The 25973-nt window shown below is 60.6% G+C and carries 21 protein-coding genes and 1 pseudogene; 10 read left to right on the top strand and 12 right to left on the bottom strand.

Translation table 11 applies throughout. The features are described 5' to 3' along the window. Positions 1 to 5: 5 nt before the first annotated feature. From AC07WT_RS03830 to AC07WT_RS03845, 4 genes are all read right to left on the bottom strand, one after another. Positions 6 to 1004 carry a M28 family peptidase gene (locus AC07WT_RS03830; protein ID WP_494946111.1) on the bottom strand — a complete coding sequence of 333 codons (999 nt, stop codon included), beginning with the start codon at positions 1002 to 1004 and terminating at the stop codon, positions 6 to 8. A 288-nt stretch (positions 1005 to 1292) separates the two neighbouring features. Beyond that, entirely contained in the window at positions 1293 to 3281 is a 1989-nt protein-coding gene (locus AC07WT_RS03835) for a thioredoxin domain-containing protein (protein ID WP_494946112.1), read from the bottom strand. A gap of 304 nt (positions 3282 to 3585) precedes the next feature. Then, entirely contained in the window at positions 3586 to 3873 is a 288-nt protein-coding gene (locus AC07WT_RS03840; RefSeq protein WP_492592600.1) for a GYD domain-containing protein, read from the bottom strand. Between the two features lie 583 nt (positions 3874 to 4456). Next, on the bottom strand, positions 4457 to 4591 hold the full coding sequence (locus AC07WT_RS03845; protein ID WP_115101171.1) for an entericidin A/B family lipoprotein: 135 nt from the start codon (positions 4589 to 4591) through the stop codon (positions 4457 to 4459). Positions 4592 to 4767: 176 nt separating this feature from the next. On the opposite strand from AC07WT_RS03845, the gene AC07WT_RS03850 reads away from it, so the two are divergent. After that, positions 4768 to 5079: a hypothetical protein gene (locus AC07WT_RS03850; RefSeq protein WP_492592614.1), complete on the top strand. Its 312-nt coding sequence runs from the start codon at positions 4768 to 4770 to the stop codon at positions 5077 to 5079. 757 nt (positions 5080 to 5836) lie between these two features. On the opposite strand, the gene AC07WT_RS03855 is transcribed toward AC07WT_RS03850, so the two are convergent. The 3 genes from AC07WT_RS03855 to amrS all read right to left on the bottom strand — a co-directional run bounded on the left by AC07WT_RS03855 (position 5837) and on the right by amrS (position 8366). Beyond that, the gene (locus AC07WT_RS03855; RefSeq protein ID WP_492592604.1) at positions 5837 to 6229 is read right to left on the bottom strand and encodes a hypothetical protein; all 393 of its coding nucleotides are present in this window, start codon (positions 6227 to 6229) and stop codon (positions 5837 to 5839) included. 132 nt (positions 6230 to 6361) lie between these two features. Continuing rightward, the gene (locus tag AC07WT_RS03860; protein ID WP_494946113.1) at positions 6362 to 7243 is read right to left on the bottom strand and encodes a M28 family peptidase; all 882 of its coding nucleotides are present in this window, start codon (positions 7241 to 7243) and stop codon (positions 6362 to 6364) included. A gap of 46 nt (positions 7244 to 7289) precedes the next feature. After that, the gene (amrS, locus tag AC07WT_RS03865; protein ID WP_492592606.1) at positions 7290 to 8366 is read right to left on the bottom strand and encodes an AmmeMemoRadiSam system radical SAM enzyme; all 1077 of its coding nucleotides are present in this window, start codon (positions 8364 to 8366) and stop codon (positions 7290 to 7292) included. A 330-nt stretch (positions 8367 to 8696) separates the two neighbouring features. Between amrS and AC07WT_RS03870 the strand changes: the two genes are divergently transcribed. Beyond that, the gene (locus tag AC07WT_RS03870; protein ID WP_492592607.1) at positions 8697 to 9086 is read left to right on the top strand and encodes a VOC family protein; all 390 of its coding nucleotides are present in this window, start codon (positions 8697 to 8699) and stop codon (positions 9084 to 9086) included. A gap of 298 nt (positions 9087 to 9384) precedes the next feature. Further along, positions 9385 to 9675, top strand: coding sequence for a hypothetical protein (locus AC07WT_RS03875; protein ID WP_492592608.1), 291 nt, complete (start codon positions 9385 to 9387; stop codon positions 9673 to 9675). Positions 9676 to 10361: 686 nt separating this feature from the next. Here the strand turns inward: AC07WT_RS03875 and AC07WT_RS03880 are convergent. The 3 genes and pseudogenes from AC07WT_RS03880 to AC07WT_RS03890 all read right to left on the bottom strand — a co-directional run bounded on the left by AC07WT_RS03880 (position 10362) and on the right by AC07WT_RS03890 (position 13780). Then, on the bottom strand, positions 10362 to 11807 hold the full coding sequence (locus AC07WT_RS03880) for a sialidase family protein (protein WP_492592609.1): 1446 nt from the start codon (positions 11805 to 11807) through the stop codon (positions 10362 to 10364). 484 nt (positions 11808 to 12291) lie between these two features. Continuing rightward, positions 12292 to 12420: pseudogene (locus tag AC07WT_RS03885) on the bottom strand (IS110 family transposase); the annotation flags it as partial. A gap of 889 nt (positions 12421 to 13309) precedes the next feature. Further along, positions 13310 to 13780 carry a cupin domain-containing protein gene (locus AC07WT_RS03890; protein ID WP_494946114.1) on the bottom strand — a complete coding sequence of 157 codons (471 nt, stop codon included), beginning with the start codon at positions 13778 to 13780 and terminating at the stop codon, positions 13310 to 13312. A 501-nt stretch (positions 13781 to 14281) separates the two neighbouring features. Here AC07WT_RS03890 and AC07WT_RS03895 point away from each other — a divergent pair. Next, a complete protein-coding gene (locus AC07WT_RS03895) occupies positions 14282 to 15679 on the top strand; it encodes a sulfite oxidase (protein WP_494946115.1) in 1398 nt (465 codons plus the stop codon). 322 nt (positions 15680 to 16001) lie between these two features. On the opposite strand, the gene AC07WT_RS03900 is transcribed toward AC07WT_RS03895, so the two are convergent. Continuing rightward, on the bottom strand, positions 16002 to 16706 hold the full coding sequence (locus AC07WT_RS03900; protein ID WP_492592612.1) for a ferredoxin reductase domain-containing protein: 705 nt from the start codon (positions 16704 to 16706) through the stop codon (positions 16002 to 16004). A 490-nt stretch (positions 16707 to 17196) separates the two neighbouring features. Between AC07WT_RS03900 and AC07WT_RS03905 the strand changes: the two genes are divergently transcribed. From AC07WT_RS03905 to AC07WT_RS03925, 5 genes are all read left to right on the top strand, one after another. Beyond that, positions 17197 to 17460 (top strand): hypothetical protein, encoded by a 264-nt coding sequence (locus AC07WT_RS03905; RefSeq protein ID WP_328807375.1) that lies wholly within the window; start codon positions 17197 to 17199, stop codon positions 17458 to 17460. Between the two features lie 158 nt (positions 17461 to 17618). Next, on the top strand, positions 17619 to 18266 hold the full coding sequence (locus AC07WT_RS03910) for a DUF6675 family protein (RefSeq protein WP_494946116.1): 648 nt from the start codon (positions 17619 to 17621) through the stop codon (positions 18264 to 18266). A 752-nt stretch (positions 18267 to 19018) separates the two neighbouring features. Continuing rightward, positions 19019 to 19693: a hypothetical protein gene (locus AC07WT_RS03915; protein WP_494946117.1), complete on the top strand. Its 675-nt coding sequence runs from the start codon at positions 19019 to 19021 to the stop codon at positions 19691 to 19693. A 188-nt stretch (positions 19694 to 19881) separates the two neighbouring features. Further along, on the top strand, positions 19882 to 21072 hold the full coding sequence (locus tag AC07WT_RS03920) for an ABC transporter substrate-binding protein (protein ID WP_494946118.1): 1191 nt from the start codon (positions 19882 to 19884) through the stop codon (positions 21070 to 21072). Beyond that, positions 21069 to 24005 (top strand): bifunctional diguanylate cyclase/phosphodiesterase, encoded by a 2937-nt coding sequence (locus AC07WT_RS03925; RefSeq protein ID WP_494946119.1) that lies wholly within the window; start codon positions 21069 to 21071, stop codon positions 24003 to 24005. The genes AC07WT_RS03920 and AC07WT_RS03925 overlap by 4 nt, the downstream gene beginning before the upstream one ends. Before the next feature lie 112 nt (positions 24006 to 24117). On the opposite strand, the gene AC07WT_RS03930 is transcribed toward AC07WT_RS03925, so the two are convergent. Further along, the gene (locus AC07WT_RS03930) at positions 24118 to 24837 is read right to left on the bottom strand and encodes an SDR family NAD(P)-dependent oxidoreductase (protein ID WP_494946120.1); all 720 of its coding nucleotides are present in this window, start codon (positions 24835 to 24837) and stop codon (positions 24118 to 24120) included. 134 nt (positions 24838 to 24971) lie between these two features. Here AC07WT_RS03930 and AC07WT_RS03935 point away from each other — a divergent pair, with 134 nt between their 5' ends. Further along, positions 24972 to 25934 carry a LysR family transcriptional regulator gene (locus AC07WT_RS03935; protein WP_494946121.1) on the top strand — a complete coding sequence of 321 codons (963 nt, stop codon included), beginning with the start codon at positions 24972 to 24974 and terminating at the stop codon, positions 25932 to 25934. The last annotated feature ends 39 nt before the right edge of the window (positions 25935 to 25973 follow it).

Genomic DNA, 25973 nt, shown 5'->3' on the forward strand with positions numbered 1-25973 from the left:
TCTGGTCAGACTTGTACCTCTAGCGTCGAACGATCGCTTTGGTTAAATCTGAAGGTCTGTTCAGGGTCGGTAGCTGACAGAGGCCTCGTGTCGACCAGGGCCTGGATCTTGTCGGGATTTGCGCCACCCGGCCCCAGCGACGCCACGCTCGCAGCCAACCCGCGCGTCACGGCGGCCATGCGCCCATAGTCGAGCGTCGCAGGGACATCGTGAGCAGTATGGTAGTGCGGGTTGCGCAGGTAGGCGGTGTCCGTCACCATGGCGGCCGGATAGCCGTGGCGCCAGAAGGAAGAATGATCGCTCAACGCAACCCCTGGCACCCACCACGGCAGCGCCGCTGCTTCGAGCGGAAAATTGGACGACGCCTGAAACGCGTTGACGAACCATCGCAATCGGCGCGCCGAGCGAAGATTGGAAACGAAACCGATAAAGTTGCCACACGCTGGATAGAAGTAACGTAGCAAAGGCGGATACCTTTGCGTGCCCGGCTCGTCCCGGTAGTAACCGAGCATCTCGAGCGAAAGCATCAGGCGTATGTGATCCCCGCGCTGCCGCGCGGCTCTCGCGTACCTCAGACTGCCCATGTCGCCGCGGAAGAAAAACGGCGCTTCCTCGTTCGCGAACGCAACGCAGCGCACAGTGTACCGAGGCGAGAGGGCCTGAAGCATCCCCGTGATCTCGAGGAGCGCGGCGACGCCGCTGGCGTTGTCGTCGGCACCGGGGCTGTTTCGCACGGTGTCGTAATGCGCGCCAAGCACAATGATTTCGTCAGACTGAACGCAGCCTGTGAGCGCAACTTCGAGATTGGCACAGGGGACCCCTAGCACCTGATAGTCCTGACGCGTCACTGCACAGCCACGCCTCGTCCACTGCTGCACGATATAGTCGGCTGCCGCGTGCAGCGCGTCCGGCCGGAACACGTTGCGCTCGCCGATGTCTTCGGCGAGAACCTTCACGTGGCGCTCCAACGCCGCAGCCAGGTCAGGGACGTGCGCAGTCACCATGCGATTCTCTCCATCCGTTCACGAACGAATCCCGCCATTGAAGCAGGGGACGGCTACCGGCGAGCGTAACTCCGGCAGCGATTCATATCTCAAATGTGCGCCGCTTCGTGCCCGCATTGCAATCGTCGAGTCGCATGAGCAGGTCCGGGCCGAACGCAACAGCCGCGCGACCGTGGCGTAAGCGCGGCACAGTCCCGCGGCGGCGGCACGTGACCCGGCCCGCGATGTTGGTTTGAACTACCGGCAATTCGTCAACGGCGACAGGGTGGTGATAGCGCTGGCCCGCCGTCAGGATGTACAAAGCTCAAGGAGCGCCTTGCCGTCGGTCACCGGTGCGGCGCACGTGCGGCTTCGGCACACGTAGGCCGTAGGGCGGCCCTTGACCGGGTGGCGCCCCCGGCCAATCGGCACATCTTCGGCAAAGGCCAGCACGCGCGCGGGGAGGTATGCGCGGTGAACACTTGTTACCAGCGCGGCGGCGTCCGATTTGTCGCCCGCAAAGATGATCTCGAGCGGGCTGCGTTGCGCGAAGTCCCAAGCGGCAAGGAGGTGCGTGAAGCCGGCTGGCGCCTTGGCGGCTGCGAGCTCGTATCTCCGGAATTCGTGCTCGGCGCGGTCACGGTAGAGATCGTGGCCGGTGAGCTCATACAGGCGCAAGAACGCAAACACGCTCGTTGAGATGCCCGACGGCCACGCATTGTCGTACGGTGCGCGCGGCCTGTGCACCAATGGCTCGCCGTCACACGGTGTGAAATACAGCCCGTCCTCCCAGAACTTGTCGAGGATGAGTGCCGCGAGTTCGATGGCACGCTCGAGGTAGCGCTTATCGAAGCATGACTCGTACAGGTCGAGCAGCGCATTGGACAGGAAGGCGTAGTCCTCGAGAAACCCTGGTACCTTGGCTCTCCCGTCGTTCCAGGCACGGTACACGCCGCCGTCGGGCAGGGTCAGCTCGCTCTGGATGAAATGGGCGGCACGCTGTGCTGCGCTGAGATACTCGAGGCAGCCCGTCGCCTGGAAAGCGGCACAGAACCCTTCGATCATCAGGCCGTTCCAGCCGGTGAGAATGTTGTCGTCCCGGGCCGGGCGCACGCGTCGGCCGCGCGCCGCCAGCAACCGCTCGCGCCAGCCCGCCAGAAGCGCCGCTTGCAGCGCATCGAGCTCGACCGCACGGTGGAGCACTGTAGCACCGTGTTCGAAGTTGCCGTGTTCTGTCACACCGTAGACCTGGCACGCCATTGCACCGTCGGTATCGCCAAGGACTGCCTCGATGGCGGCTGCTGTCCAGACATAGAATTTGCCTTCCTGTCCTTCGCTGTCGGCATCTTCGCCGGCATAAAAGCCGCCACCGGGGTGCGTCATGTCGCGCAGGACGTAGGCGATGGTTTCCTCCACCACGCGAAGCCAGGCCTGCTTGCCGGTCAGCCGGTAGGCGTCCGCGTACAGCTTCACGAGCTGGCCGTTGTCATAGAGCATTTTCTCGAAGTGCGGCACGGCCCAACGCGCGTCGACACTGTAGCGGGCAAATCCACCGCCGAGCTGGTCGTAGATGCCGCCGGCCGCCATGTGGTCGAGCGTGCGTTCCACCGCGTCAAGCAGCGCGGGCTCGCCACTTCGATGATAGACGCGCAGCATGAGGTCATAGCAGCTCGGGTTGGGAAACTTGGGGGCGCCCCCAAGCCCGCCATGGACCGGGTCAGTGTTCCGTGCCAGGGCGCAGGCTGCCTCTGCCGGCAGATACCCGACGCCGGCGGCTTCGCCGCCCAGATTCGCTTGATCGAGCTGTCGGAACCCCTCCCGAAACTGCGCAATAGTGTCGCGCAGCTCCGCTCGCCGATGCCGCCAGGCTTCGCTCAGAATCATCAGCACGCGCACGAACCCGGGGCGGCCATAGCGGTCGTCCGGCGGGAAGTAGGTGCCGCCGAAAAACGGCTCTCCCTGTGGCGTAAGGAACACGGTCAGCGGCCAGCCGCCTCCTCGTCCCGTCAACTGGCTGACTTGTTGGTAGATGTTATCGATATCGGGACGCTCCTGCCGATCGACTTTGATGCTGATGTAGCGCTCGTTCATCAGGCTTGCGATACGCGGATTCTCGAAGGATTCGTGTGCCATGACGTGGCACCAGTGGCATGCGGCGTAGCCCACGGAGAGCAGGATCGGCTTGTCTTCCTCGCGGGCGCGGCGAAACGCCTCTTCGCTCCACGGATACCAGTCCACCGGGTTCTTTGCGTGTTGCCGGAGGTAAGGGGAGGTTTCAGTGGCGAGCCGGTTAGTCATGGCGGTCTCCAGCCGGGCTTACGCGCCGGTCATCATGACAAATGTCGCGCAGAGCCCTGCGCTGTGCAAGTGTGCGGCTGGCGGGTTTCTGGCCGACGGTTTTCCCTGCGCGCACGGAACCTGGGCGCACGCCCTCCGGCCTCGATCGCCGTCCGCTTCGTGCTATCGGGGGATTGCCTGCCGAGCCACATCGCGCAGGCCAATCGCGGCACGGCAGCCGTACCCGCCCGGAGACTGCTGTCGGGCGTGGCTTGCGGCATGGGGGCGCACCGGGAGGAAGTTCCGCCGGCTTTCGGTCGGCGCGCTATAGGGTCGCGATGAACTCGTTCCACGCGGTCCCTTGCAGGGTCTCGGTGGTGGCGTGTCCACAGGCGCGGATGATCAACGCTGCTCTTTCGAGCTGTTTCAGATCGTCAGACTCGACGATGTCCACCACATCGAAGCGCCCGAGTGTCAGATAGCTGTCTTTCCAGGTGACCGCAGGGCATTCGGCCTTGATTTTCCCGGCGACTGTGGCGGCGAGTTGTTTCAGGTCTTTGGGATCCTTGAACGCGTCAGGCGACAGACGGCTAAGGATGACGTACGTGGCCATGGAATACCTCCGTACAAATAATTGACCCGCAACAGGGCACGGCAGGCACACGAAGGAAAATAGCCTCCCATCAAGGGCTAGCGCCCCCGTGCTCTTTGATTATAGCGGTGCCCCACGTCCTGGGTGCCCGAAACCCGGTCGTATCGTTTTCAGAGCAAGGGATGTCCCGAGACGCGACCGTGCCTTCGGCTTTCGCAAACCGTCGAATAAGCGCCTAGTGTTGAACCCGGCTGGTCGCGATCGTCGCAAACCGGCCAATTTGAGCCGCTCGAAGATAATTTGTGACCGTCCGCTAGCTGACCCACAGGCGACCGTCGCCGGTGATAACTTGACTTTTCCGTTCATCAGCCTATCAAGAACAGAATCTGCGCCGCACGCTCGCGGTGAGCGCGTCGCTGTCGGTCAACAGATGGACGGTGTCGTGCGCGCCGTTGTGAGAGGATAGGACGATCACCGAGCGCAATTGAAAACGCGGCCCGTAGAGGCGCCGCGTTTGCTGCGATGATTGGGGGAGCGAATGGGTTTGTTGAGTTCGGCTCCTGACTTCGGGTCTTGGCTTCGTTGGCGCACTCAGTTGGTTCCCTTACTTGGATTCTTGTGCCTCATTCTTGATCGCCTGGCCTCCCTTCGAAATGTCCTGGCCTGCGCCCGCCATCGTGTTGCAGCCGGCGAGAACTGCGGTACCGGCAATCAGCATCCATGCAATCAATCGAATCATTATCTTCCCCTTGTTCAAATCAGGATCGGACCAGATTAATTTTAGACGATTTTGCCGTCGGTTCTGCCTGTTTCGCCTATTGGCATCGTTTGACGCGGCATCCGTTGAAGTTCGTTAAGTCTGCTAGGGGTTCCCTTTGATTATGCGTTTTACCGGGGTAGCACGATCTTGGTCTCATGTCGATGCGCTCGTGGAAACCGGCGTTTTGCCCTGTTCCTTTCATTTCGGAAAACGTGACGTTACCCGTCGATTGGTACGTCGAACCGCGTCCGACAACCTGGGCATTTGAATGGCTCGAAGTTACCTTGCGCCGGCAATGCTGCGAGCGGCTGCTCCTCGCCAGCGAGGTAGCAGACTGGGCACGGAAACGCTTCGTGCGATCGAAGTCGGTGCCACCGATCGACAAACCGCTGAATGTCGATAGGCTGGGTGCCGTTCGCTTCGAGGTGGTCGAGAAGCACGTGGAACAGAGCGGGGCTTTGCATTGAGACCTCCGCAGCAATTTCCAGCCATCGTAGCATCCGCCACCCATGCACGGCTGGCGCTCCAGCAGTTCCGCGCGCAAGCCACAGCGGATGTTCACTGCTAGTGTGGTGGTGGGGATTTTCCCCGGTCATCGGGAGAAGGCGATGTCGTCAGACCCCGCCACAAAATCCGCCGAGCCACCTGCGCCGCGAGACAAGCCGCTTCCTGCTGCGGCGCAGCAGGCCGAGTCATCTGCACGGGACGCAAATAAAGACGAGCCGGTACCGCATGAGCGCCCGCCAGTCCGATCAGACGACAACTGACTTTCCGCCGCGCCCTCGGCTTAACGGAAGGGTTCGTGTGTGCGGAGGTCAGAGGCCTCTCGACAGGTAGTAGCTACGCACCAGTGAAATCTGAGAGCGACTCGACTGCCCATCTCGGCCGCTTCAATGAAGAATTTTCGCCCGGGAGCGAACTCCCTGCAGCGCAAAGTCCGGCGCCGTCGCTTATCGTCCGGTTTGTGGCAGGACAGCGGACCTAAACTCGTGGCAGTTGACCGGCAGCAACGGGTCGAACTCGGTCATGCGTCGCAAACGACGACGAGCTTGTATGTGCACGTCGACGAACACTGTCAACGTTGTGAAAGAGAAGACGAGCCCTGCGCTACTTACGCAACGTCCCAACATAGGCCGATCAGTGACCCCATTGGGTGGAAGCGAAGTTTCCTCGACTGGGCGTCTGGAGCACGAAGCTGTCCGACAAGGGGAGTAATCAAGTGGCTCAGCGCGGCGTCACGCCGGCGCGACTCAAGATTATTTTTGCTCGGTCGATGACGGGCCTATCGATCATGCGTCCGTCCATCATGACCGCATGTGAATCGCGCGTTGCTTCGATTACTTGTTTGGCCCACTCGATTTCAGCCGCCGAAGGAGCAAAAATCCTACGAGCTGCGGCGAGCTGTGTGGGATGCACACATAGCTTTCCAAGGAACCCGAGATTTCGCTCGAAGCGCGTTGAGCGTTCGAATACCTCCATGTCGGCGATGTTTTCAGTCGCACCCGAGATAGGGGCGGACAGACCGGCGGCACGGGAAGCGATGACCATTCTTGAGCTTGGATAGATCGAGCCCACCATTTCTTCCGGCGGCAACTGGAGTTCGGTCTGGTAATCCATGCTGCCGAAAGCGAGACGGCGGATCTGCTTATGGCGGTCGACGGACTTCCCGACATCGCGGCACTGCGAGCTGCTGGCGTGCGTCGTACGCGCCTGCGCTCTACGCGCCGCCGCATATTTCGTGGCTGCTTGCTACCAAGGCGACAGCGACACGACGCTCGCGGCCAATCCGAGCGTCACTTCGCTCAGGCGACGAAAATCAAGCGTCGTCGGGACATCCTGCGCGGTGTGGTAGTGCGGATTGCGCAGGTAAGCAGTGTCCGTCACCATCACGGCGGGGTAACCCTGGCGCCAGAAAGACGAGTGGTCGCTCAATGCGACGCCCGGCACCCACCACGGCAGTGACGCTGCTTCAAGCGGAAAACTGGACGAGGCTTCGAATGCGTCGACAAGCCATCGCAGCTGACGCGCCGAGCGTAGATTCGACACAAAGCCGATAAAGTTGCCCTGGGCTGGATAGAAGTAACGCAGCAGAGGCGGATACCTTTGAGTGCTAGGCTCGTCCCGGTAGTAGCCAAGCATTTCGAGCGAAAGCATCAGGCGAATGCGATCCCCACGCAGCCGCGCGGCGCGCGCGTATCTGAGGCTGCCCATGTCGCCGCGGAAGAAAAACGGCGCCTCTTCGTTCACAAACGCGACGCAGCGCACGGTATACGGAGGCGAGAGTGTCCGGAGCATCCTGGCGATCTCGAGCAGCGCCGCGATACCGCTGGCGTTATCGTCAGCTCCGGGGCTGTGCCGAACGGTGTCGTAGTGCGCGCCCAGCACGATCAGTTCGTCAGGCTGAACGCTGCCCGCGGTCTCGACTTGGATATTCGCGCAGGGGACACCGCGTACCCTATATTCCTGACGCGTCGCTGTGCAGCCATACGCAGTCCATTGCCGTTCGATATAGTCGGCTGCCGCGTGGAGCGCACCAGGCCGGAACACATTGCGTTCGCCGATTTCGCCGGCCAGAACTCTTACGTGACGCTCCAATCCTGCGGGCAAGTCGGAGACGTCCAGTGTCAGCATGCGTTTCACTCCTCTGTCGAACGCGATCTGGATGGCACCGCGCGCGCTACATGTCGATGCGGATGGGGATTCGCCGCGGACCGAAGGGGCGATCGAACCGCGCAAACCTGCCGGCCACTAGCGTGCCGCACGAGGGACAATGGCCCTCGGTCGTGAGCCGATAGTCGTCGATGCGATACCAGTCGCGTACGATGAGCGCGGCGCCGCATGCGGGGCAGAAGGTGGTGCCGCCGTCGACGTCGTGCACGTTGCCCGTGTAGACGTATCGCAAGCCCTCCGCGAGCGCGATCGTGCGCGCACGGGTGAGCGTGGCGGGCGGTGTGGGCGGGACATCGGTCATCCTGTAGTCGGGATGAAATGCCGTGAAGTGCAGCGGCACGTCGTCACCCAGTTCCTTCACAAGCCACTGCGCCTCGGCGCGGATTTCCGCGTCGCTGTCGTTCTTGCCGGGAATGAGCAGCGTGGTGATTTCCAGCCAGACGCCGGTTTCGTGCCTCAGATATCGAAGGGTGTCCAAAACCGGCTCGAGGCGCGCGCCCGTGACCCTGAAATAAAAATCATCGGTGAACGCCTTCAGGTCGACATTGGCCGCGTCCATGGTGGCGTAGAAGTCGCGCCGCGCCTCTTCCCCCATGTAGCCGGCGGTCACCGCTACAGCCATGATGCCGCGTGCGTGGCAGGCGTTGGCCACATCCATCGCGTACTCCGCGAAGATCACCGGGTCGTTATAGGTGAAGGCGACGCTTTTGCAGCCATATGCCTCGGCTGCCTCGGCAATCGCCGCCGGGGCCGCCGAATCGGCAAGCGTATCCATCTCGCGCGACTTGCTGATGTCCCAGTTCTGGCAGAACTTGCAGGCCAGATTGCAGCCGGCGGTACCGAAAGACAGCACACTGGTGCCGGGATAGAAATGGTTCAGCGGCTTCTTTTCGATCGGATCGACGCAGAATCCCGATGAGCGGCCATAAGCGGTCAGAATCATGCGGTCATCGACGCGCTGGCGCACGAAGCAGGCGCCGCGCTGTCCGGCGTGCAGGCGGCAGTTGCGCGGACACAGGTCGCACTCGATGCGTCCGTCGTTCAGAAAGTGCCAGTAACGGCCGGGATAGGGCGATTCCTTCATACCTGTGGCGGCCTTGACGATCGCTACGGAACTTCATTATCGACCGAATCGTTGCGCGTGTGATCTGACAGGCTGTCCTTCGCGTTGAAACCGTCGCGTGATTATCGATCGTTCGCAGCATCGTGTCGCTGCACGGCGAAACCTGGCGCGCAAACAGCAGCGAAGGCGTGACGCGATTTGCGTTGGCGTTTCCGTGCCGGCTCACGTTTCCCGCAAAGCAACATGCTGAAGCCGATCGGAGCCGCGTAGTTCGTTGGCTGGTGCTCGAAGTCGAAACGTGCAATGCTGATCCTGTCCCGCCGGATAGCCGGCGCAAGGAGGATCGCGGACATGAGCATCATGCTGAATCACACCATCGTGCACTCGCGCGACCGGGACGCCGCGGCGAAATTCTTCACGGAGATCTTCGGCCTTCCCGACGCGACTCCGTTCGGCTCGTTCCTTGCAGTGCGACTCGGTAACGACGTCACGCTCGACTTTTACGGGGCCGGTCGTGAGGTTGAGTCGCAGCACTTCGCGTTTCTAGTGGGCGAACCGGCATTCGACGAAATTCTGGGCCGCATCCAGCGTCGCGGGTTGCCGTACTGGGCCGATCCCGTTCATCGCCGGCCGGGCGAAATCAATATGAGCGACGGCGGCCGAGGCGTCTACTTCCAGGACCCGAGCGGCCACAATCTCGAGATCATTACGCGCCCATACAGCAGCGACATTTCGCCGTGACAGGCCCGTAGATTCTCGGAGAGTTTTTCAAACAAAATCGGTCGACTATGGCCGACCGCATCGGGCAGACGTCGGCCATTTGCGGACGTTGGCTGAAGGCACCAGGATTTTGCATCGCTTCCCAGGTTTACTACGACGGCACAGTTACTACACTTCGTAAGGGTCGCGGATATTAGGTGGGCGGCCTTCTCAATTAGTTGCACGCACTACACGCTGTCGGAAAGAGCAGCTAGAAGCTGCAGACATTGCTTGTGCGGCGTGCTTGTCTCGTTGGTCCATCAAACAGGAGGATCCAATCATGCAAACTGTTATAAGGAGATATTCCGGAAAGGGTGCAAAGGAGTTATTCGATCTGTTGGAGAAGCGAACGGCTGACGTCGAAGAACTGCTGCGTTCGGTCAAAGGCTTTGTCGGCTACACCCTCGCACGCAGCGGCGATGGCGGATTCTCGGTGACTGTTTGCCAGGACAAGGCCGGCATCGATGAAAGCGTGCAAAAGGCGAAGGACTGGATCGCGAAAAACGCCGGAAACACGGGCGCGGCCGCGCCGGAAGTATCGGAGGGATCAGTCCTCATTCACCTGAAGTAACTTCGCCTTGCGACTGGCAGCGCGTGAGTTCAGCGGGCGGATTGGGACGTATGTAACCGGCCTCACCGGCTGCTCCTCACGCACACTTCTTGCCAGGTTCGTCCAGACCGGCCTTTGTACGTTGATCAGGAAGATCCCACAGAGCGGATTGGGAATTCGGCGATCTCGTAACGGGCTGCTGATGGCTTGTCTTGAACCCGGCAGCGCTCTCCGGGAACGAGCAATACCACGCCGCTCGCCGGTCCAACGTACGGCAATCCGTTTTCTTCTTCATCGAGCGGCGAGTCGCGGACAAGCCGCGCAAGCGACTCATGTCAAACTTTGAACGGCTGCTCCGGAGAGGATTGACTGGCCGGAGTGGGTCGTGAAGCGCCAGTCATGTCTCCGACAACGGTCGTTCTCGAATGCGATGGCCCCGGGTCGAGAAGCGGTCTCACTGCTATTGCGATAACTACCTCCCACTACAACCTGCTGATCGCCCGACTGATGTGCGCAGCTGCGAGCCATCATGATATCGAGGCCCTCGAGCTGCTCAGCCTGCGGCGATCTTGTCGAGATGATGGCTGAACGGGGTTTGTTGCTGGCTCACAAAACGCGACAACACGTCGGTGCTGTACATCTTTGAAGCGGTAACCATGCGGGACGGGAGAACGTCCGGCCGGGACAGCCGGCCGGACGCGCGCGTGTTACGGAGTAGGTGAAACAAATACGTCCGTGCGATTGGCCGGATTTTCCGTGGTTTGAATGAAGAACGGCACAAATGGGAGCGCGCCCACCCTCACGTCGAGTCCCTGGTAGTCTCCGATGAAGAAGCCCCTCGCGATCGGTGCCGTCTTCATGTCGAACGGGCCAGCAATATGCAGTTCGTTGCCGAAGCTCTGCCCCCCGTTGCTCGACTCCGTGCGCCAGTAGTTCGTCGGCAGCGTCGTCGTATTGCCGTCCGCCAGGTCGCGGAAGTCGTCGTATGTGACGCCCACGACGCCCGACGAATTGACCCGCACCGACGGATTGAACGCCGGCCGCCCTGTGGGGGTGTTGACCCGTATCGGCGCGCTCCAGGTCCGGCCGCCGTTGGTGGACGTCGACAACGCGACCTCGTCGAAGTGGCCGCCGTTGAAGCGCGAATCCTGCCAGACCACATAGAGCTGCCCGGTTGCCGGGTCGATCGCCGGCTCGGGGATGATGTCGCCCGTGCGCAACGGTTCACCGGTGTTGGGGTCCTTTACCCCTACGGTGCGCAGATCGGCGATGATTTGCGGCTTGGTCCATGTGGCGCCATCGTCAGTCGATTTGATGAACGCAACCTTGGAGGCCGTTACGTTGAACGGCGGGGTGATCAGGTTGAAGAAGTCGTAAAGCGTCCCGTTCTGCGAGTCGACCACGATCTGGTTACCGATCGTCTGCTGCCGTGACGGGGTCGGCACGATGATGCTGGGCGAGCTCCAGGTCAGACCGCCGTTGACGGTCTTCGAGAAAAACGCCGGTCCGCGGAACGCGGCTGTGTGCCGATCGGCATACGGATTGCCGTTTGGTGACTCGAGCCGGTCCCATACCGTATAGGCAACACCGTTCCTGATCGGATTTGCCGTCACCGATTCCTTGTCGTTGAAGAACTGCGTCGTGGGCTCGTTGTCGGCGATGATGACGCTCAGATTCCCCCAGGTCAGGCCGCCGTCCCTGGAGACCGCGGCGGCCACCGAATTGCTGTTGCTGGACTGGTTGAAGGAGATCGACACGGTATAGGCAGTACCGTCCGGTCCGATGGACACCCATGGGTCGGAGGCGCGCTCGTATCCGAGTCCGTTGGCGCAGGCGCTGAAGGGCAGGGGCGTCTCTGTCCAATGCGCGCCGCCATCGAAGGAGGCGCCCGCAACCAGACCGTGCGCGCCGCCGTTCGACCAGCGATCCTGCTGCCATACACCGATGATGTTCGACTGATTACCCGGGTTGACCGCCACCCACGGCTCGACTTCGGCATTCACGTAGTTCGTGCCGGGTCCGCCGATGGTGCAGGTGGCAAAGGGGCTCGGGCCGGAGACCAGTACGGGTGCCGCCCGACTGGCTGTGCTCGCGGCCATCGCTGCAAAAAGTGTGGTACCGATCAGAACTGCAACAGGCTTGCTGCGGCGCATGGAAGTCTCCAGTATCCGTATGCGGCCTGCGACAGCAGAACCGGTTGCGTGTGGCGGCTGGAAAACGGCGGGGGCGACATCGGTCCCGCCTGCCCGGGCGTCAGCCAGGAGATCGTCGGCGTGCCTTGTTTCCGCCATTCTTTGCTCGCCATACTCTGCCGCTTCAACTGCCACAGGCCGACAGCGCTGGTTCGCCAGCGCGTCGGCCACGACTCCGTCACAAATGGTCAGCCAGTCCCTGGCCGGTCGGCAATGTCATTACCCTGCCGCACCGACAGCGCCAATTTCCGGCTATGAAAACTGCCACGTGGAGTGGGCTTTCTCAACATAGGTCGCGCCGGGAAAAATTGCATGAAGATTTTGTTACCGACAGGTCTTGTCGCCGCACTCGGGGGAGCGGTCTTGTGCGGCGCAACTGAGGCAAGCGCTAACCCAACTATCGGCAGGCGAAGAAGCTGATGCAGGCGTGCCCCTATGTGTTTCGTCAAGCATTAGGGGCGGATTTCGGTTGGTAGAAAGTGCCGTCGCGCAGCATGGCGAACAGCACGTCGCAGCGTCTTGTGGCGAGGGCGATGAGCGCCTGATTGTGGCGCTTGCCCTGCTGGACCTTGCGGGCGCACCTTGTTGCTGCGCCCAGACGGGTGTGAGATTGCCCCAGGCTGAGGTCAACATGGTTGCGGGCGGTGTTTCAAAGCGCAGTGCCTGAGCCGCCATCAACGATCGCTTCTCCATGGAACAGCAGGCGCTGATCGGTCCGGTTGGTGAACGCGCCGATTGACTACGACCCTGCGTTAGGCAGCAACCGGCCAACTACGGCCTTTGGCCCGCGCTCTCGCCCGGACATTCGAACGTCGGCTTTTTGCCAAGGCAACGGACCTTCACGCGCCGATCGTGACCCTCGGCCATACCCGCCATTCACGTTTCAGCAATAGCGACCGGCCACCCTCCTTGACGCCATCTACATCAGCGTCCGCTTCAGTTTTCGGAGCGTCACTTTCGATCCCTATGCGCACGTCGCAATTATGCGCAGATCGTACCGGGGGCACGTGGTTGTTTCAGCGGCGATGCGGCTTCTGGCGAGATCGATCAGCGTAGATCTCGACCGCGCTGAATTGCGCCGCGTGCTCGCGACACTGAGCCGCCTCTCGGCAATTTCGATTTCGCCGAAGAGGCGCAGCGCGGCGCCTTTGAGGCTGAGAGTGGGCCTGACATCTGAGAGAGATTTCGCTGTTCGTGTGGTCTCCCGTCGGATACCGCAACGGTGAGCCGTGTCTTCGCCGGTTCAATCCGCGAATGGCCGGGTTGCAACTGTCTACAGCTCGTTCCCGACGTTGAATGAATGGCTTACGCGGTTAGCCATAGCTTTGGGGAGCTGCTTACAGCGTCCAGGCTCCGCTTATGCACAGCGCTGATCGCTTGACCGACGGTCATTTGATCGTCGTCACCTTCGGAGGGTCCCGAAAGGCCATTCCGGAGCTGACCGCGGAAACCGGTAGCCGCACTTACGGATGCGGATGAATCGGATCAACCCAATAGACATCTTCCGGCGGCTCGGCGGGCTCGATATCCAGGTTAACGACTATCGGCTCTTGATCGCTACGGACCACAACGCAACTGAGCACCTCGGTCTTGCTCGCATTGATCTCTTGATGGGGTACGAACGGGGGCACATAAATGAAATCGCCAGGCCCTGCCTCTGCGGCGAACTCGAGATGTTCACCCCATCGCATACGTGCCCTGCCGCGCACAACGTAGATGACGCTTTCCAGTTCACCATGATGGTGGGCGCCCGTTTTGGCGTCGGCGTCGATGGTGACCGTACCGGCCCAAAGTTTGCTGGCGCCCGCCCGGGCGTGAGTGATTGCAGCTGCTCTCGTCATGCCAGACGTTTGGGGCGTATTCATATCGAGGCGGGAACCCGGAACGATCTTGACGCCGTGATCGCGCCAATTCGGCTTAGCCTGAGAATTCATACCATGCTCCTCGGAACGCTGAGGAATCCCCGACACAACTGCAAAAAATTTCGCGAATAGGACGATCGCGAGACCCGACGGCTTTGGGCTGCGATCTGTTCTCCTGCGCGACTGGCTGCAGGCCGTGGATTGACCATCTGCAGTGAAGTATAGTCGCTCGCGTCATGAGCAGACTTGCCTCTACCGGGCATGCTGCGCGTCACCGTGCTGCGGCGCATTTATTGCCCATTACTCCACGCTTGATGGCTGCAATTTGGCCGAGCGCGGCCGCTCGGCCAGCTCCAGGAAGCAGCCGCCGGAACGCGGCGCGGACGGTGCCGAACGCGACGGGCTGACGGAGCCGCTTCACCAGCCACTGGCGCGATCGATTTCCGGGGGCGCGGCTGGAGGCTCTGCAGCGCCGTTCCATAAACCGGACCATCTGCGTTCGATCTTTTCTGAGCTCGACTTTGACCACCGACCCGCAGTAAGCTGATCGAACCGACGTCCCGGGAAGCCGCCATGGCTCTGTTCGTTGTGCGGCATCAGCACGCTGCCGAGCGCTGCCCCGCTCAGGATCCCTATATGGGGGCCATGCTATTGAATCACCTGAGCCGCCCAAACGTCGCGCGGCACGGGGTGGAGATCCGGGGCGAGGCCGTCGTGCGGGGTGAGCACACCTTGTACCTCATCGTGGAAGCTGAGGATGAGGGCCGCCTGCGCGAGTTCATGAAGCCGTTCCAGATGGTCGGCAGCCTGGACATCTACCCCGCCTCGACATGCGCACGCGTAGTCGCCAGCGGCGGCTGCGGCGCAGCGCTGCCCGTGAGCGAACTCGTGCCGGCGCTGGATCCCGAAGAGGCCTGCCAGAAGGCTATTGAAGCCGGCCTGGTGGTCCATCGCGCGCATCCGCTCAACTGTGAGACTTCGATTCCTGCGCTGATCGGCGGCGTGGTCATGCCGAACGCCCACTTTTATGTCCGCAATCACTTCCAGATCCCCGACCTCGACCCGGCCGCCTTTCGGCTCGCCGTTGGCGGCCTCGTAGAACGACCGCTGAGCCTTGGCTTGCGCGACCTCCGCAACATGCCGTCGCAGACACTCATCGTCACCCTCGAGTGCGCCGGAAACGGCCGCATGAAGTTTGACCCGCCCATCGAGGGCGAGAAATGGGACCTGGGGGCCGTCAGCACCGCAGAGTGGACCGGCGTGTCGCTGACGGAAGTGCTGGACCGGGCTGGCGTGCGGACGGGCGCGACGGAGGTGTTGTTCCGGGGGGCGGACGGCGGAACCGTGGAGGGCCACTCAGGACCGTTGCGCTTCGAGCGCAGTCTCCAGCTTGGTCATGCCCGCGATCCTGACGTGCTGCTGGCCTATGCGATGAACGGCGAGCCGCTGCCCATTCAGCACGGCTACCCCGTGCGCCTCGTCGTCCCGGGCTGGTATGCCGTGGCGTCGGTCAAATGGCTGACTGAAATCGAGCTCATCGACCGGCCGTTCGCCGGGCATTACCAGGCCGCCAAGTATTGGTATGAATGGGAACGCGATGGCGCGGCCGTCCGCGAACCGGTCACGCTGCAGCGGGTGCGGGCCTTGATCACCGAGCCGGCGCCTGAGCAGGAGGTCCGGTGCGGTGAACTGGCCATCCGCGGCGTAGCCTGGTCCGGCGCCGCTCAGATTGCGCGCGTGGAGATAAGCGTGGGCGGCGGAGGCTGGCAGGGGGCGCATCTCGTCAGCGAGCGCAAGCGTCACAGCTGGCAGTGGTGGGAGCTGATCACCCGGGCCCATGCGCCGGGCGTCGTCACCTTGCGTGCCCGGGCCACCGATCTTGCCGGCCGCACTCAGCCCGAGCGCGCCGAATGGAACCGGCTGGGCTACGGCAACAACGCTATCCACGAAGTGCCGGTTCGGATAGTGTGATCGGTCGACTCGATTTTCCGCCTCGAAGGGACATTACCGACTGGCCACTCTTGGAAAGACTTGAACGGCCGGTATGGCCGAGCACTTGTCGCACAGTTCGTGGGGCTGTGTCCGTTGTTCTCAACAAGCTGCCGTTGAGTTGACGGAGAGGCGAACGGCGGAGGTGGGTCGCCACCGGTCAGATGCGCATGACGTCAACCCACGGTTCTAGAACCGTCCAAGCGGCTCACGAGTATTCCACAGCCCCAGATAGGCGTGAGCGGGCGGGACCGACGAGCGATTGTGCATCAGCTGCGGAAAGCGCGCCTCAGTTACCGTGCCGTCACACTGCCGCTGACCATGCCTTTTGGTCGCCAAGGGCGATTTTATGAACGTTCGCTGCATACACCCATTCGCGGGCTTGGCGCTCTATGAGATCCATGAAAGCAGGGGGGCCGCTGCAGTAAATCTGTGTGTTGGCATGAGTTGGACTCATTGCGTGGGAACTCTTCTGCACGAATAGATCATCGGACAGGCCGAAATGGTGATAGACCTCACCGTGACTTCGAAGCGCGTCAAATTCTTCTCGAAGAACTGCGCGGTCGGCCGATCGGGCGAAGTTGTGCACCTCGAACCTTTGACCCGCCGATGCAAGCCGCTTCGCGATTCCCGCGATCGATGCTGCGCCTATTCCGCCAGCAAAAAGGATAGATCGCGCACGATCGTCCAAAATTGTCGGCGGGCTTTTGGGGGTGCCGACATACACTTCGTCTCGTTCATTCAACGGAAACTTGGATAGCAGACTATCCGTTCTGCCATCACCTTCTTGTCTCATGCCTACCACGTAACCATCGGACAGGGATGAAACACCGAGCAAAGGATAGATTCTTTGCTTGTCGCCAGCGCTATTCAGAAAGAGAGTGACGCACGACCCATCGTTAAACGGCGGAAGCGCCGATTTGGACATTGTTCGAAGTTCAACGGCATGGTACCCCTTAGCAATTTGCCATTTTCGGCCCACGATGACGGGAATCAGGTTGTCGCGCATGTCTTCTCCAATAGGACCTGCTTCACAGGTGGAACTCTAGCCGATAGCGCGTAAGGGATGGAGAGGGGAGCCGGGTTGTAGCGAATCCGCAGTGATGATCGGGCGTCGAAACCCGCGTGGTTAAAGGCGTTGAGCGATTAGTGCAAGGATGGTATTTCCAGAACGTACTTTTTGATTATCGATTACATCACGTTGACGATACTTGGCATAACATAGTAAATGCACTTGGGAACGGTATGTCCATCAAGGGTGACAAGGCAATGCTGCTGCTTTCACACCGATCCATGCACGATCGCTAATGCACACGATAAGAAACTTCAACTTTATCTTGTGGGCGGGAGAAGGCACTATAGCTTCCCGTCCGCTTTACAAGGCCTGTCGACCCGCAACGAGGCGTCACGTTCGACCACTGCAGACAGGCGAGCGAGGAATCGTTTTCGCCGTCGTCAATAGATGAAGACAGCTGTATCCTTGGCAAGGCTGCCCACGCATCGCGCACGTCAGAGCGGATTTCATGCACAAGCTCACGACTCGGCTCTGCCGCGAGAACCAAGCGGTGGTTATCGAGGACCTGAACGTCAAAGGGATGCCGGCGAACGAACGACTTGCCGGGGCGATCTCGGATGTAGGCTTTGGGATCTTTCGCCCCTTGATGCGCCGCTACGTCGCGCTGAGGTATTTCAACATCGGAGCCGCATCGATTTACGTCGTCAAGTTCCTGACCGAGCCGCTGCTGGGAGGCAAGCCCAGATGAACGTTGCGCGTCCTCGCGGTTCGTATTGCCTGAAGGCAGCCGCCCGCTGCGCGCCACTGGCGGCTGCCGCCGGCTTCGCCGTGGCAACCCCGTTGCCAACGCCGCCGTGCGGGACACCGCCGGTGCCGGCCTACGCGTCGCTGGGCGTGCAACCAGCAATGGCGATCCTGGGCGCCGAGGAGCTCGATGCGAGTGTGTGGCGGCCGTCCTCGTGTACCGGATGGCCTGCCGCGTCCCGCTCCCGGGTTGTCGTCGCGGTCGCAGGGCTGGTCCACGTCGCTGGCGGTCCCGAGACGCTGTTGGCACGTGCCGGGGCGGTCTCCACCCTGCGCAGCATGCGCTACTGGTCCACAACCGACAAGACGTGGCGTCCCTTGTTCCTGGATGCCGCAGCGCTGGCCGGACCCGCCGAGGGCGGGGACCGGCGGGGTGATTTCCGTCCGTCTGAACTGCAAGCCGGTCGAACCTTGTACTTCTGGGTGCGCGACAGCCGCTCCGGCCCCCTGGTGTACCGGATGCGGGTGCTGGAGCACAGCCCGCAGCGGATGGCGCTGGCCGAGGAAAATGTGTCGCCGGTCCGTGCCTTCGGACTGACACTGTTTCAGCCGGCTGCGCTGCAGACGGTGGTGTTCGCACAGCGCCATGCGAACGACGTATGGGGCCTGTATATTCTCGCGCGCATCGACCGGCAAGCCAGCAGTTTCATTGCGAGCGGGCACGAGGCCTCTACGGCGAACCGGGCGCTGGCACTGTTCCGGTACCTGGCCGGCGTCCCGACCGACGCGGAACCACCGGCCGTGCGATGACTTGGGTCGTGACGCAACAGGCCCCTCGTCGATGCGTCAAACGCCTGCTGCGGCGCTCTCGCGCGTTTTCCTGCAGTACGCGGCCGCGGCCGCGGTGTACGGTTTCACATTTCCCGGTGTTGTTCGTCTGGGTCGAAAACTGTCAGTAGCTCACAATAATCCCCGCTTGTGCGAACTCATTTTCTCCCACCCATTTTCTGACCAGGGGCTACGGAATTCCCACGTCCGACTACGAGCAGTTCGCGCTAACGGCGCGTATCGGCCGCTGTTCTCTATGTACGGCAGCACCCGGCCGAGGGTGTGTCAAAACTCAGGCTCACGCCTCTCGTTCAAAAAGTCGGCTTTCGAGAAGGGCTTACAACGGCTTGGTGGCGTGTCGGGAAGGGTAAAGTGACCCCTCGAAACCTTCAACTTTTGTGTTTTGACACACCCTCGGCCAAGAGCAGACATTCGACCGGGCGTCTTGAATCGTTGACAATTTTCGCCCGGCTGTGCGCCTGAGATGCGAGAAGAAAGCGCGTCGATCGACGATCTGACGTATAAACCGCGACCCGCCGCCACGTGTCGTCGGCGCGTTGCCATCAAGTGCATGGCCGCCGCATGGAAATTACAACGGACTCGCGGACGCGTATCTGCGCCGGCAACTACTCGTCAGGGCGGGGAAATTCAGGTTTGCCCTAGCTAAAGTATTTGCGTCTGTTGTCGATATGCAGTGTAGGCACCGCCCCGTTTAATTTGCCTCATCCGCCGCCATGGCCAAACATACGCGTCCCAGCCGTCGTAAGCGCTTCCCGATGTGGATTGGCTGCGTATTTACGTTGTATATGCAGGCCCTGTTTTGTAAAGAATCAGTTGCCGATAGCGTTGGGTTCGTCGATGACACGATTTCGAAGGGCAGCGCGAAGGGCCTAGTAACGACGGCCGCGCAGCTGTCGGACGCTATGTTTCCGCATGCGAGACCTGTCGGTCGCGACAGCGCCAGGCTTTTGGCCTATGCCAGTGTTCTCTGGCTGACCGGCGACGACGCGATTTCCGTTGCCGGCCCAACACGGCAACGCGTGGAACCGGTGGCGATTGTCCGTCGAGATCAATCCCGTGTTGTGTCGTTAGTTTACCTGACTTGCCGGCAGAGATACTGCGGCGCCTGGTTGTCCGTACTCGAGGTTCAGACCGATCGAGTCGACGTATTGGACGACACAATTTCGCTCCCGGTTGATGATGTCGGGGCTAAAGAAGGCTGCGAGGGAGCCCTGCGCGGCAGCCGGCCAGCAGGTGTCGGCCATTGTCTGTTCGGGGCGTCTGCCGATAGCAGTAGTGGCGACGGTAAGCCGGTTCACGCTGGGGGCAGCGGCATCCTGGACTCCGTTGCAATTTACCGTGACAGCGACGCCACCATGCTTATGCCATCGGCTCTCCCGCGATGCTAGTTCCAACGGTTCGCTTCCTGGTGCGTCAAAAATGCCTTCTGAGGCTTGGCCGATCCATCCCGAAACCGAAAAGTGAACCTCAAGTGCGACGAATTGAGTTTGCCTCCCTGCTAGCTGGTCTGGTCAGTCTCATTCTTTTGTCCTTGTGCGGTTGTCAACAGCAAGACCACGCTTCTTCGAGCACACCCGTGCCGACCGGGACCACCATTACTGCGTTGATATGGGCTCCAGACTGGCCGGAAGAGATGTTCCAGATTGCTGCTGAATTCAGCAAGCTCAATCCAGACATACGCGTGAATGTGCAGTTCATGATTGGCAATTCGGTCGAAGAAAATATCAAGCCCCGGATCGCCTCTGGCAACTTACCGGATTTGGTGAGTGTCAACCCGAATGCGTATGCGGCTGAATTGGCCGATCAAGGCATTCTGGCCGACGTTAGCAAGACATCAGCATGGAAGAACATGCTCGACCCTCTCAAGAGGGACTGGACCAGTCGCCAATCCGGGAGTTTTGGAGTATCCGGTGGAGTGGCTACGACGCTGATCTATTACAACCAGGACATGTTCGCGAAGGCAGGGATCAAGGAACTGCCGACCAATTTTCACGAGTTCCTGATGGTTTGCGAGCAGCTCAAACGTGCGGGATTTACACCCATTATGTGGAACGGTGGCTTCCCGAACATGCTCGGCAACGGTCCCTTCGCTTCCGGTTTCGCCAACAATGTGGTGGCACGCGAGCCGGCTTGGAAGAGAAAAATCGGTGATGGCACGCTGGATTTGAACACGCCTGAGGTAGCCGATATTTTTGCCAGGATTCTGCTGATGGCAGAACGTGGTTACGTACAAGAGGCATTCATGGCGACGGATTACGATGAAGGCATACGGTTGTTCAAGGAAGGCAAAGTTGCGATGGCTTTTCACGGCAGTTGGGCGGCCGGCCTTATGCTGCGCGGCAACCCCTTCGAGGTTGGCGTGTTTATTCCGCCCTGGAACGCGCCTGACAAGCGGGTGGTGCCTGTGATCGGCAGCGAAACTGGGTTTGCGGTGTGTGAGACTCCCAACAAGGCCGCAGCGATGCGTTTCCTCGAATTCATCGCCGGGAAGGGGTTCTCCATTCTCCAAAGAAAACGCCAGAACATCCCCCCGTTCAAGCAAGTCCCGGGAATGATCGTGAGCGATCAGAAGATTGTCAACTACACGAACATGGTCAGTCGCTATCCGCTGACCGCCAGCCCGTACTATTCAGTTCTACCCTCCAACTCGATCGAGCGGCTGCATCAATTGATGCAGGATGTGCTGTTCAAGAAGATCACGCCCAGACAGGCAGCAAAACTCCTGGACGAGTCTGTCAAGAATGAAGCAAAGATGCAATACAAATGAGCTCAATCATCGGTTCGCTGCGAAGCGCTTTCGCGTACTTCTCGCTGGATCTATTGCGCCGTGTCGAAATTCGTTACCGGCTGATCACCGCGTTCATACTGCTTTCGCTGATACCGATACTTATTTCGGGTTATATATCGTATGTAGAGTCGACCGCAGCGATCAAGGAGAACGCGGAGATATTCTCGAAAGAGGTAGTCAAGCAGGTATCCAAAAACATCTTGTTGCGGATGGAACAGGTCGAGACGGAAAGCAGCCTCGTTGTGCTCTCTGATCGAGTTCAAGGCGCGCTTACAAGGGTTGCAAACGGCAGTGCAAAGGAGCAGAGCGAGGCGCGCCAGGATATGACCCGGCTGCTCCTGGAGCACTACGGATCGGTTGATTTCATCAACCAGAAATATCTGCTGGACAGCAACAACCGAATCATGGACACCCAGGCGTTCGCGCAACTGACTCGGGGTGTGATGCGCCTGGTCAAGCAGGCTCCCGATCGGAATGGCCGCCCTTACTGGGGCAGTTACGACAACGGCGTTGGACAACAAAACATCGGGATGGTGCGTGCCATCATCGGCAAAAGCAACAATCACCAGATCGGCAATCTGGTTCTGGTTATTCGCCCCGAACATTTCTCGACGATTTTTAATGACGTCGCCTTGGGGACCGGAACGGAAATCTACGTTCTCGATTCCAGCAACAACAAGCTGATTGTCCGTGCCGACGGCACACCCACGGACACCGATGGGACGGCCGAACCTGGCCCGATAAAAAAAATCGCGAACAACGAGCCACGCGGCGAGCCGAGTGGTTTCGTCGACTTCGAGGGCAAGCGCGGGAGGCGCTACCTTGCCGCGTACACAAGAATTCCTGGCACGACATGGTTTGTGGTCAGCACAATCCCGGAAAAGAAGTTGACGGCAGAGGCACAGTCCGTGCGCAACCAGATCGTACTGGTTGGCATCTCGGGATTCTTGCTTTCGATCTTCCTGGCCTACTTCATTTCCCACAGCATTTCGGCACCGCTTAAAGAACTGGTGCGAAAGATGCACGATACAGGCAACGATGCGGGAGCCGAGACGGAGGCGCTTGCGGAAGCGCGCACTGATGCTGGCGGTAAGGATGAACTAGGCAGACTGGCGCAGCGTTTTGAAAGAATGAGTGCGGCGATCAAGCAGAAGATCCAGAAGATCAACGAGGTCAACGCCTCCCTTGAGCAGACCGTCATCGAGCGAACGGCGGAACTCGTCACCAGGGAGCAGGAGTCGCGAACGTTGATTGAGAACTCGCCGGACACGATTACCCGCTACGACCAAGACCTCCGCCGCATTTACGCCAATCCCGCTTTCTGTGCCTTGGCGGAGTGCAGCCTCGGCGAATCGCTCGGCAAGCGGCCCTCGGAGATCCCCGGCGGCCCTAATGCGCTGATCTACGAGAAGAAGATAAGCGAAACCATTTCAAGCGGGAAAAGTGCGCAATTTGAGCTGAGATGGGTCAGTAAGGATGGTCAGGAACAGTGCACCCATATCCGCCTGACTCCAGAGATTGACCGGTCGGGCAAGGTGAACTCGGTGCTGGCTGTCGGTCGTGATTTGTCGGACCGGATAGCATTTGAGGCGACAATCTGGAAACAAGCCAATTTCGATGCGCTGACCCATCTTCCGAATCGCCAGATGTTTCAAGACCGTCTCGAGCATGAAGCCAGAATATCGCATCGCTCCGGGCAGCATATGGCCTTGATGCTGATCGACCTGGATCGCTTTAAAGAGGTCAACGACTCCTTGGGACACGACACAGGGGACATCCTGCTGATCGAGGCCGCCAGGCGCATCACGTCGTGCGTGCGCGAATCGGACACTGTCGCTCGACTTGGTGGTGACGAGTTCACCGTCATTCTGCCCAACCTGAATGACACCGAAAGCATTGAACGGATCGCAAAGACTATCATCAACAAGCTGGCCGAACCCTTCAAACTCGGCTCCGATGAGGTTTTCATTTCTGCCAGCGTCGGCGTCACACTTTACCCCGACGACGCCAGCGAACTTGATGTCCTTTTCAAGAATGCTGACCAGGCCATGTATGCGGCCAAAAACGCTGGGCGTAACCGTTTCAGCTACTTCACGCCCGACTTGCAAGTGGCCGCAGAAACGCGCCTGCGTCTCACGAGCGATCTACGTGCCGCCCTGCATGGCGAACAGTTCCAGGTCTATTACCAGCCCATCGTTGACCTGGCGACTAGGGAAATTTACAAAGCCGAGGCACTGATCCGCTGGCTGCACCCCGAACGCGGCACGATCAGCCCGCTGAATTTCATTCCATTGGCCGAAGACACGGGGCTAATCGTTCCCATCGGCGATTGGGTGTTCAAGCAGGCCGTTCATCAGGCACGGCAATGGCGCAGCCGATTCCATCCGTCTTTCCAGATCAGCGTCAACATGTCACCGGTGCAGATTCGTCAAGACAGCCTCGTTTGTATTCAATGGTCCGAATATCTCATTCGGGAAGGGATGCCCGGGCAGAGTATTGCGGTTGAAATAACCGAGGGGCTGTTACTGGACGCCGAATTGAACGAAAAACTGCTGACCTTCCGTGATGCGGGGATTCGGATCTCGATCGACGACTTCGGGACTGGTTACTCGTCCCTGGCCTATCTCAAGCGCTTTGACATCGATTACCTCAAGATTGACCGTTCATTCGTACAAAACCTCGGCTTTGACGGCGGCAATCAGTCGCTTTGCGAGGCAATGGTCATGCTAGCTCACAAACTGGGATTAAAAGTCATTGCCGAGGGGGTGGAGACGACAGAGCAACGTGATTTTCTCATCGCCGTGGGTTGTGATTTTGCCCAGGGTTTTTTGTATTCCGAGCCCGTTCCGCCTGATCAATTTGAGGTGTTGGTGTGGCCGAATATCGAGGGCAAGCAAGTCGCGGAAAGCTAACTTCAATGTCCGCTTTCGGCGTTAATGTCGGTCCGCTTCGGGTCGACCACGGCCTGTCGCGTCGAGCTGCATTTAACTAATTCGGACGACTACGTAATTGAGCGGCTGGCGGTCACCACCGGACGGTCCGGCCGCGATAATCGAGGTATTCGAGCCCGGGATGGCCCTGCTTGGCCAGCAACACATTCACGACCCCGGGAACGCTCTCCTCGATCGACAGTCGCCCCTCGGGCCCACCCAGGTCGGTGCGTACCCAGCCCGGCGCCATCAGCAGCATGGCGCGCGGTGTTTGCACCTGGCGCGCGGCAAAGCTGCGCATGAACTGGTTCAATGCCGCCTTGCTGCCGCGATAGACCTCCCGCTGGCCGGACTCGTTGTCCGCGATACTACCTTGCCCGGACGACATAACCCCTATCAGGCCGGCCGGCGGAACGAGGTCGGACAGGCTCTCCACCACCCGCATCGGGCTGAGCGCGCTGGTAATCATGAGGTTTGCGAAATCCTCGGTCGACACCTCGCCGATGGTCTGGGTCGGATCCGGATTGGTCGTGCCGGCGTTGACGAACAGAATATCGAACATCCGGCCGGAAAAGTGCTCGCGCAAGGCCCGGATCTGGTCGGGCCGGGTGATGTCCAGCGTCTCGATCTCGACCTGGTCCGGATGCGCGTCGGCCAGGTCGTGCAGCAGGGTCCGGCCGCAGTCGGCACGGACGGTGCCCATGACGTTCCATCCCTTCGTCAGGAACTCGGCTGCCATGGCGTAGCCGAGGCCGCGCGAGGCGCCGATGAGCAGGATCGTGGGCGTGTGAGTGGGGTTTGGGGCCTGGGGCATGAGACTCTCCTTTTTCATCGAAGGTGACGCCATGGATTCTGGTGATCACTACGGATTTGCGCCAGACGCCCCGTATGCAATCCATGATTGCACCGGACGCGCTACCTAGCCCAGCTTTCCACTATGCTAGAGGCATGCCACGCGTCGACCTCAACCTCAACCTCCTGGCCGCCTTGGATGCGCTGCTGACCGAACGCAGCGTCACGGGAGCGGCAAAGCGCATGAACCTCAGCGTCTCCGCCATGAGCCGCACGCTCACCCGCCTGCGCTCGGCCACAGGCGACCGCCTGCTGCTGCAGGCCGGCCGCACGCTGGTCCTAACCCCTTACGCCGAACAACTGAGCCAGCGCATCCCCGTCTTGGCTCGCGAAGCGGAGGCGGTATTGAGCCCCGCCGACCACCGGTTCGACGTCGCCACCCTTGAACAAAGCTTCACCCTTCGAGCGGGCGAAGGCTTCATCGACCTGCTTGGCGCGGCCTTGATGGACCGGATCCATCGCGCGGCGCCCGGCGTGCAGCTTCGCTTCACGCCCAAGCCGGATTGGGGCGCCCAGCCACTGCGGGAAGGCACAGTCGATCTCGAGATCGGCACCGTTAGGACCTCGGCCCCCGAGGTGCGTACGCGCCGGCTTTTCCGTGACCGTTACGTGGGCGTGTGTCGCGTCGGCCATCCCCTCTTGGGTGGCGCCGGCATCAGCGTCGAGCACTGGACTGCGTGCGGCCACGTGGTGACCTCGCGCATGGGGGACATGGAGAACCCGGTGGCCGTGGCCTTGGAGCCACGGGGCCTGCAGCGGAAGGTGTTGATGGTGGTACCCGCCTATACCAGCGCCATGCAGGTAGCCCGCCACTCGGACTTGCTCGCCGTCGTCCCGCATTCCTGCCTCGGTAATCCGTTCACGCCTGATCACGCCTTCGCCAACGGGCTGCAGTGCTTTGAGCTGCCCGTACCCACGGCGGCGTTCAACGTCTCGGCGATCTGGCATCCACGCCTCGACCAGGATCCGGCCCATCGCTGGCTTCGCGCTGAGGTGCTGGAGGTGTGCCTGGCCGCTTATCCGCACGATCCGCTTACGGACTCGCTGCAGTCTGCATGAACCCATCGGCCGGCGAGCAACGTCGGCTCCTGCGGCAGA

It is taken from the genome of Paraburkholderia sp. GW821-FHT02A12, from assembly GCF_059422005.1.

What these genes read in the sequence shown, in the direction of transcription:
- AC07WT_RS03935 (WP_494946121.1), top strand. Translation starts at nt 24,972, where the DNA reads ATGCCACGCGTCGACCTCAACCTCAACCTCCTGGCCGCCTTGGATGCG.
- AC07WT_RS03925 (WP_494946119.1), top strand. Translation starts at nt 21,069, where the DNA reads ATGAGCTCAATCATCGGTTCGCTGCGAAGCGCTTTCGCGTACTTCTCG.
- AC07WT_RS03890 (WP_494946114.1), bottom strand. Translation starts at nt 13,780, where the DNA reads ATGAATTCTCAGGCTAAGCCGAATTGGCGCGATCACGGCGTCAAGATC.
- amrS (WP_492592606.1), bottom strand. Translation starts at nt 8,366, where the DNA reads ATGAAGGAATCGCCCTATCCCGGCCGTTACTGGCACTTTCTGAACGAC.
- AC07WT_RS03855 (WP_492592604.1), bottom strand. Translation starts at nt 6,229, where the DNA reads ATGGATTACCAGACCGAACTCCAGTTGCCGCCGGAAGAAATGGTGGGC.
- AC07WT_RS03910 (WP_494946116.1), top strand. Translation starts at nt 17,619, where the DNA reads ATGGCGATCCTGGGCGCCGAGGAGCTCGATGCGAGTGTGTGGCGGCCG.
- AC07WT_RS03850 (WP_492592614.1), top strand. Translation starts at nt 4,768, where the DNA reads ATGTCGATGCGCTCGTGGAAACCGGCGTTTTGCCCTGTTCCTTTCATT.
- AC07WT_RS03840 (WP_492592600.1), bottom strand. Translation starts at nt 3,873, where the DNA reads ATGGCCACGTACGTCATCCTTAGCCGTCTGTCGCCTGACGCGTTCAAG.
- AC07WT_RS03870 (WP_492592607.1), top strand. Translation starts at nt 8,697, where the DNA reads ATGAGCATCATGCTGAATCACACCATCGTGCACTCGCGCGACCGGGAC.
- AC07WT_RS03875 (WP_492592608.1), top strand. Translation starts at nt 9,385, where the DNA reads ATGCAAACTGTTATAAGGAGATATTCCGGAAAGGGTGCAAAGGAGTTA.
- AC07WT_RS03835 (WP_494946112.1), bottom strand. Translation starts at nt 3,281, where the DNA reads ATGACTAACCGGCTCGCCACTGAAACCTCCCCTTACCTCCGGCAACAC.
- AC07WT_RS03915 (WP_494946117.1), top strand. Translation starts at nt 19,019, where the DNA reads ATGGCCAAACATACGCGTCCCAGCCGTCGTAAGCGCTTCCCGATGTGG.
- AC07WT_RS03860 (WP_494946113.1), bottom strand. Translation starts at nt 7,243, where the DNA reads ATGCTGACACTGGACGTCTCCGACTTGCCCGCAGGATTGGAGCGTCAC.
- AC07WT_RS03895 (WP_494946115.1), top strand. Translation starts at nt 14,282, where the DNA reads ATGGCTCTGTTCGTTGTGCGGCATCAGCACGCTGCCGAGCGCTGCCCC.
- AC07WT_RS03930 (WP_494946120.1), bottom strand. Translation starts at nt 24,837, where the DNA reads ATGCCCCAGGCCCCAAACCCCACTCACACGCCCACGATCCTGCTCATC.
- AC07WT_RS03900 (WP_492592612.1), bottom strand. Translation starts at nt 16,706, where the DNA reads ATGCGCGACAACCTGATTCCCGTCATCGTGGGCCGAAAATGGCAAATT.
- AC07WT_RS03830 (WP_494946111.1), bottom strand. Translation starts at nt 1,004, where the DNA reads ATGGTGACTGCGCACGTCCCTGACCTGGCTGCGGCGTTGGAGCGCCAC.
- AC07WT_RS03880 (WP_492592609.1), bottom strand. Translation starts at nt 11,807, where the DNA reads ATGCGCCGCAGCAAGCCTGTTGCAGTTCTGATCGGTACCACACTTTTT.
- AC07WT_RS03845 (WP_115101171.1), bottom strand. Translation starts at nt 4,591, where the DNA reads ATGATTCGATTGATTGCATGGATGCTGATTGCCGGTACCGCAGTTCTC.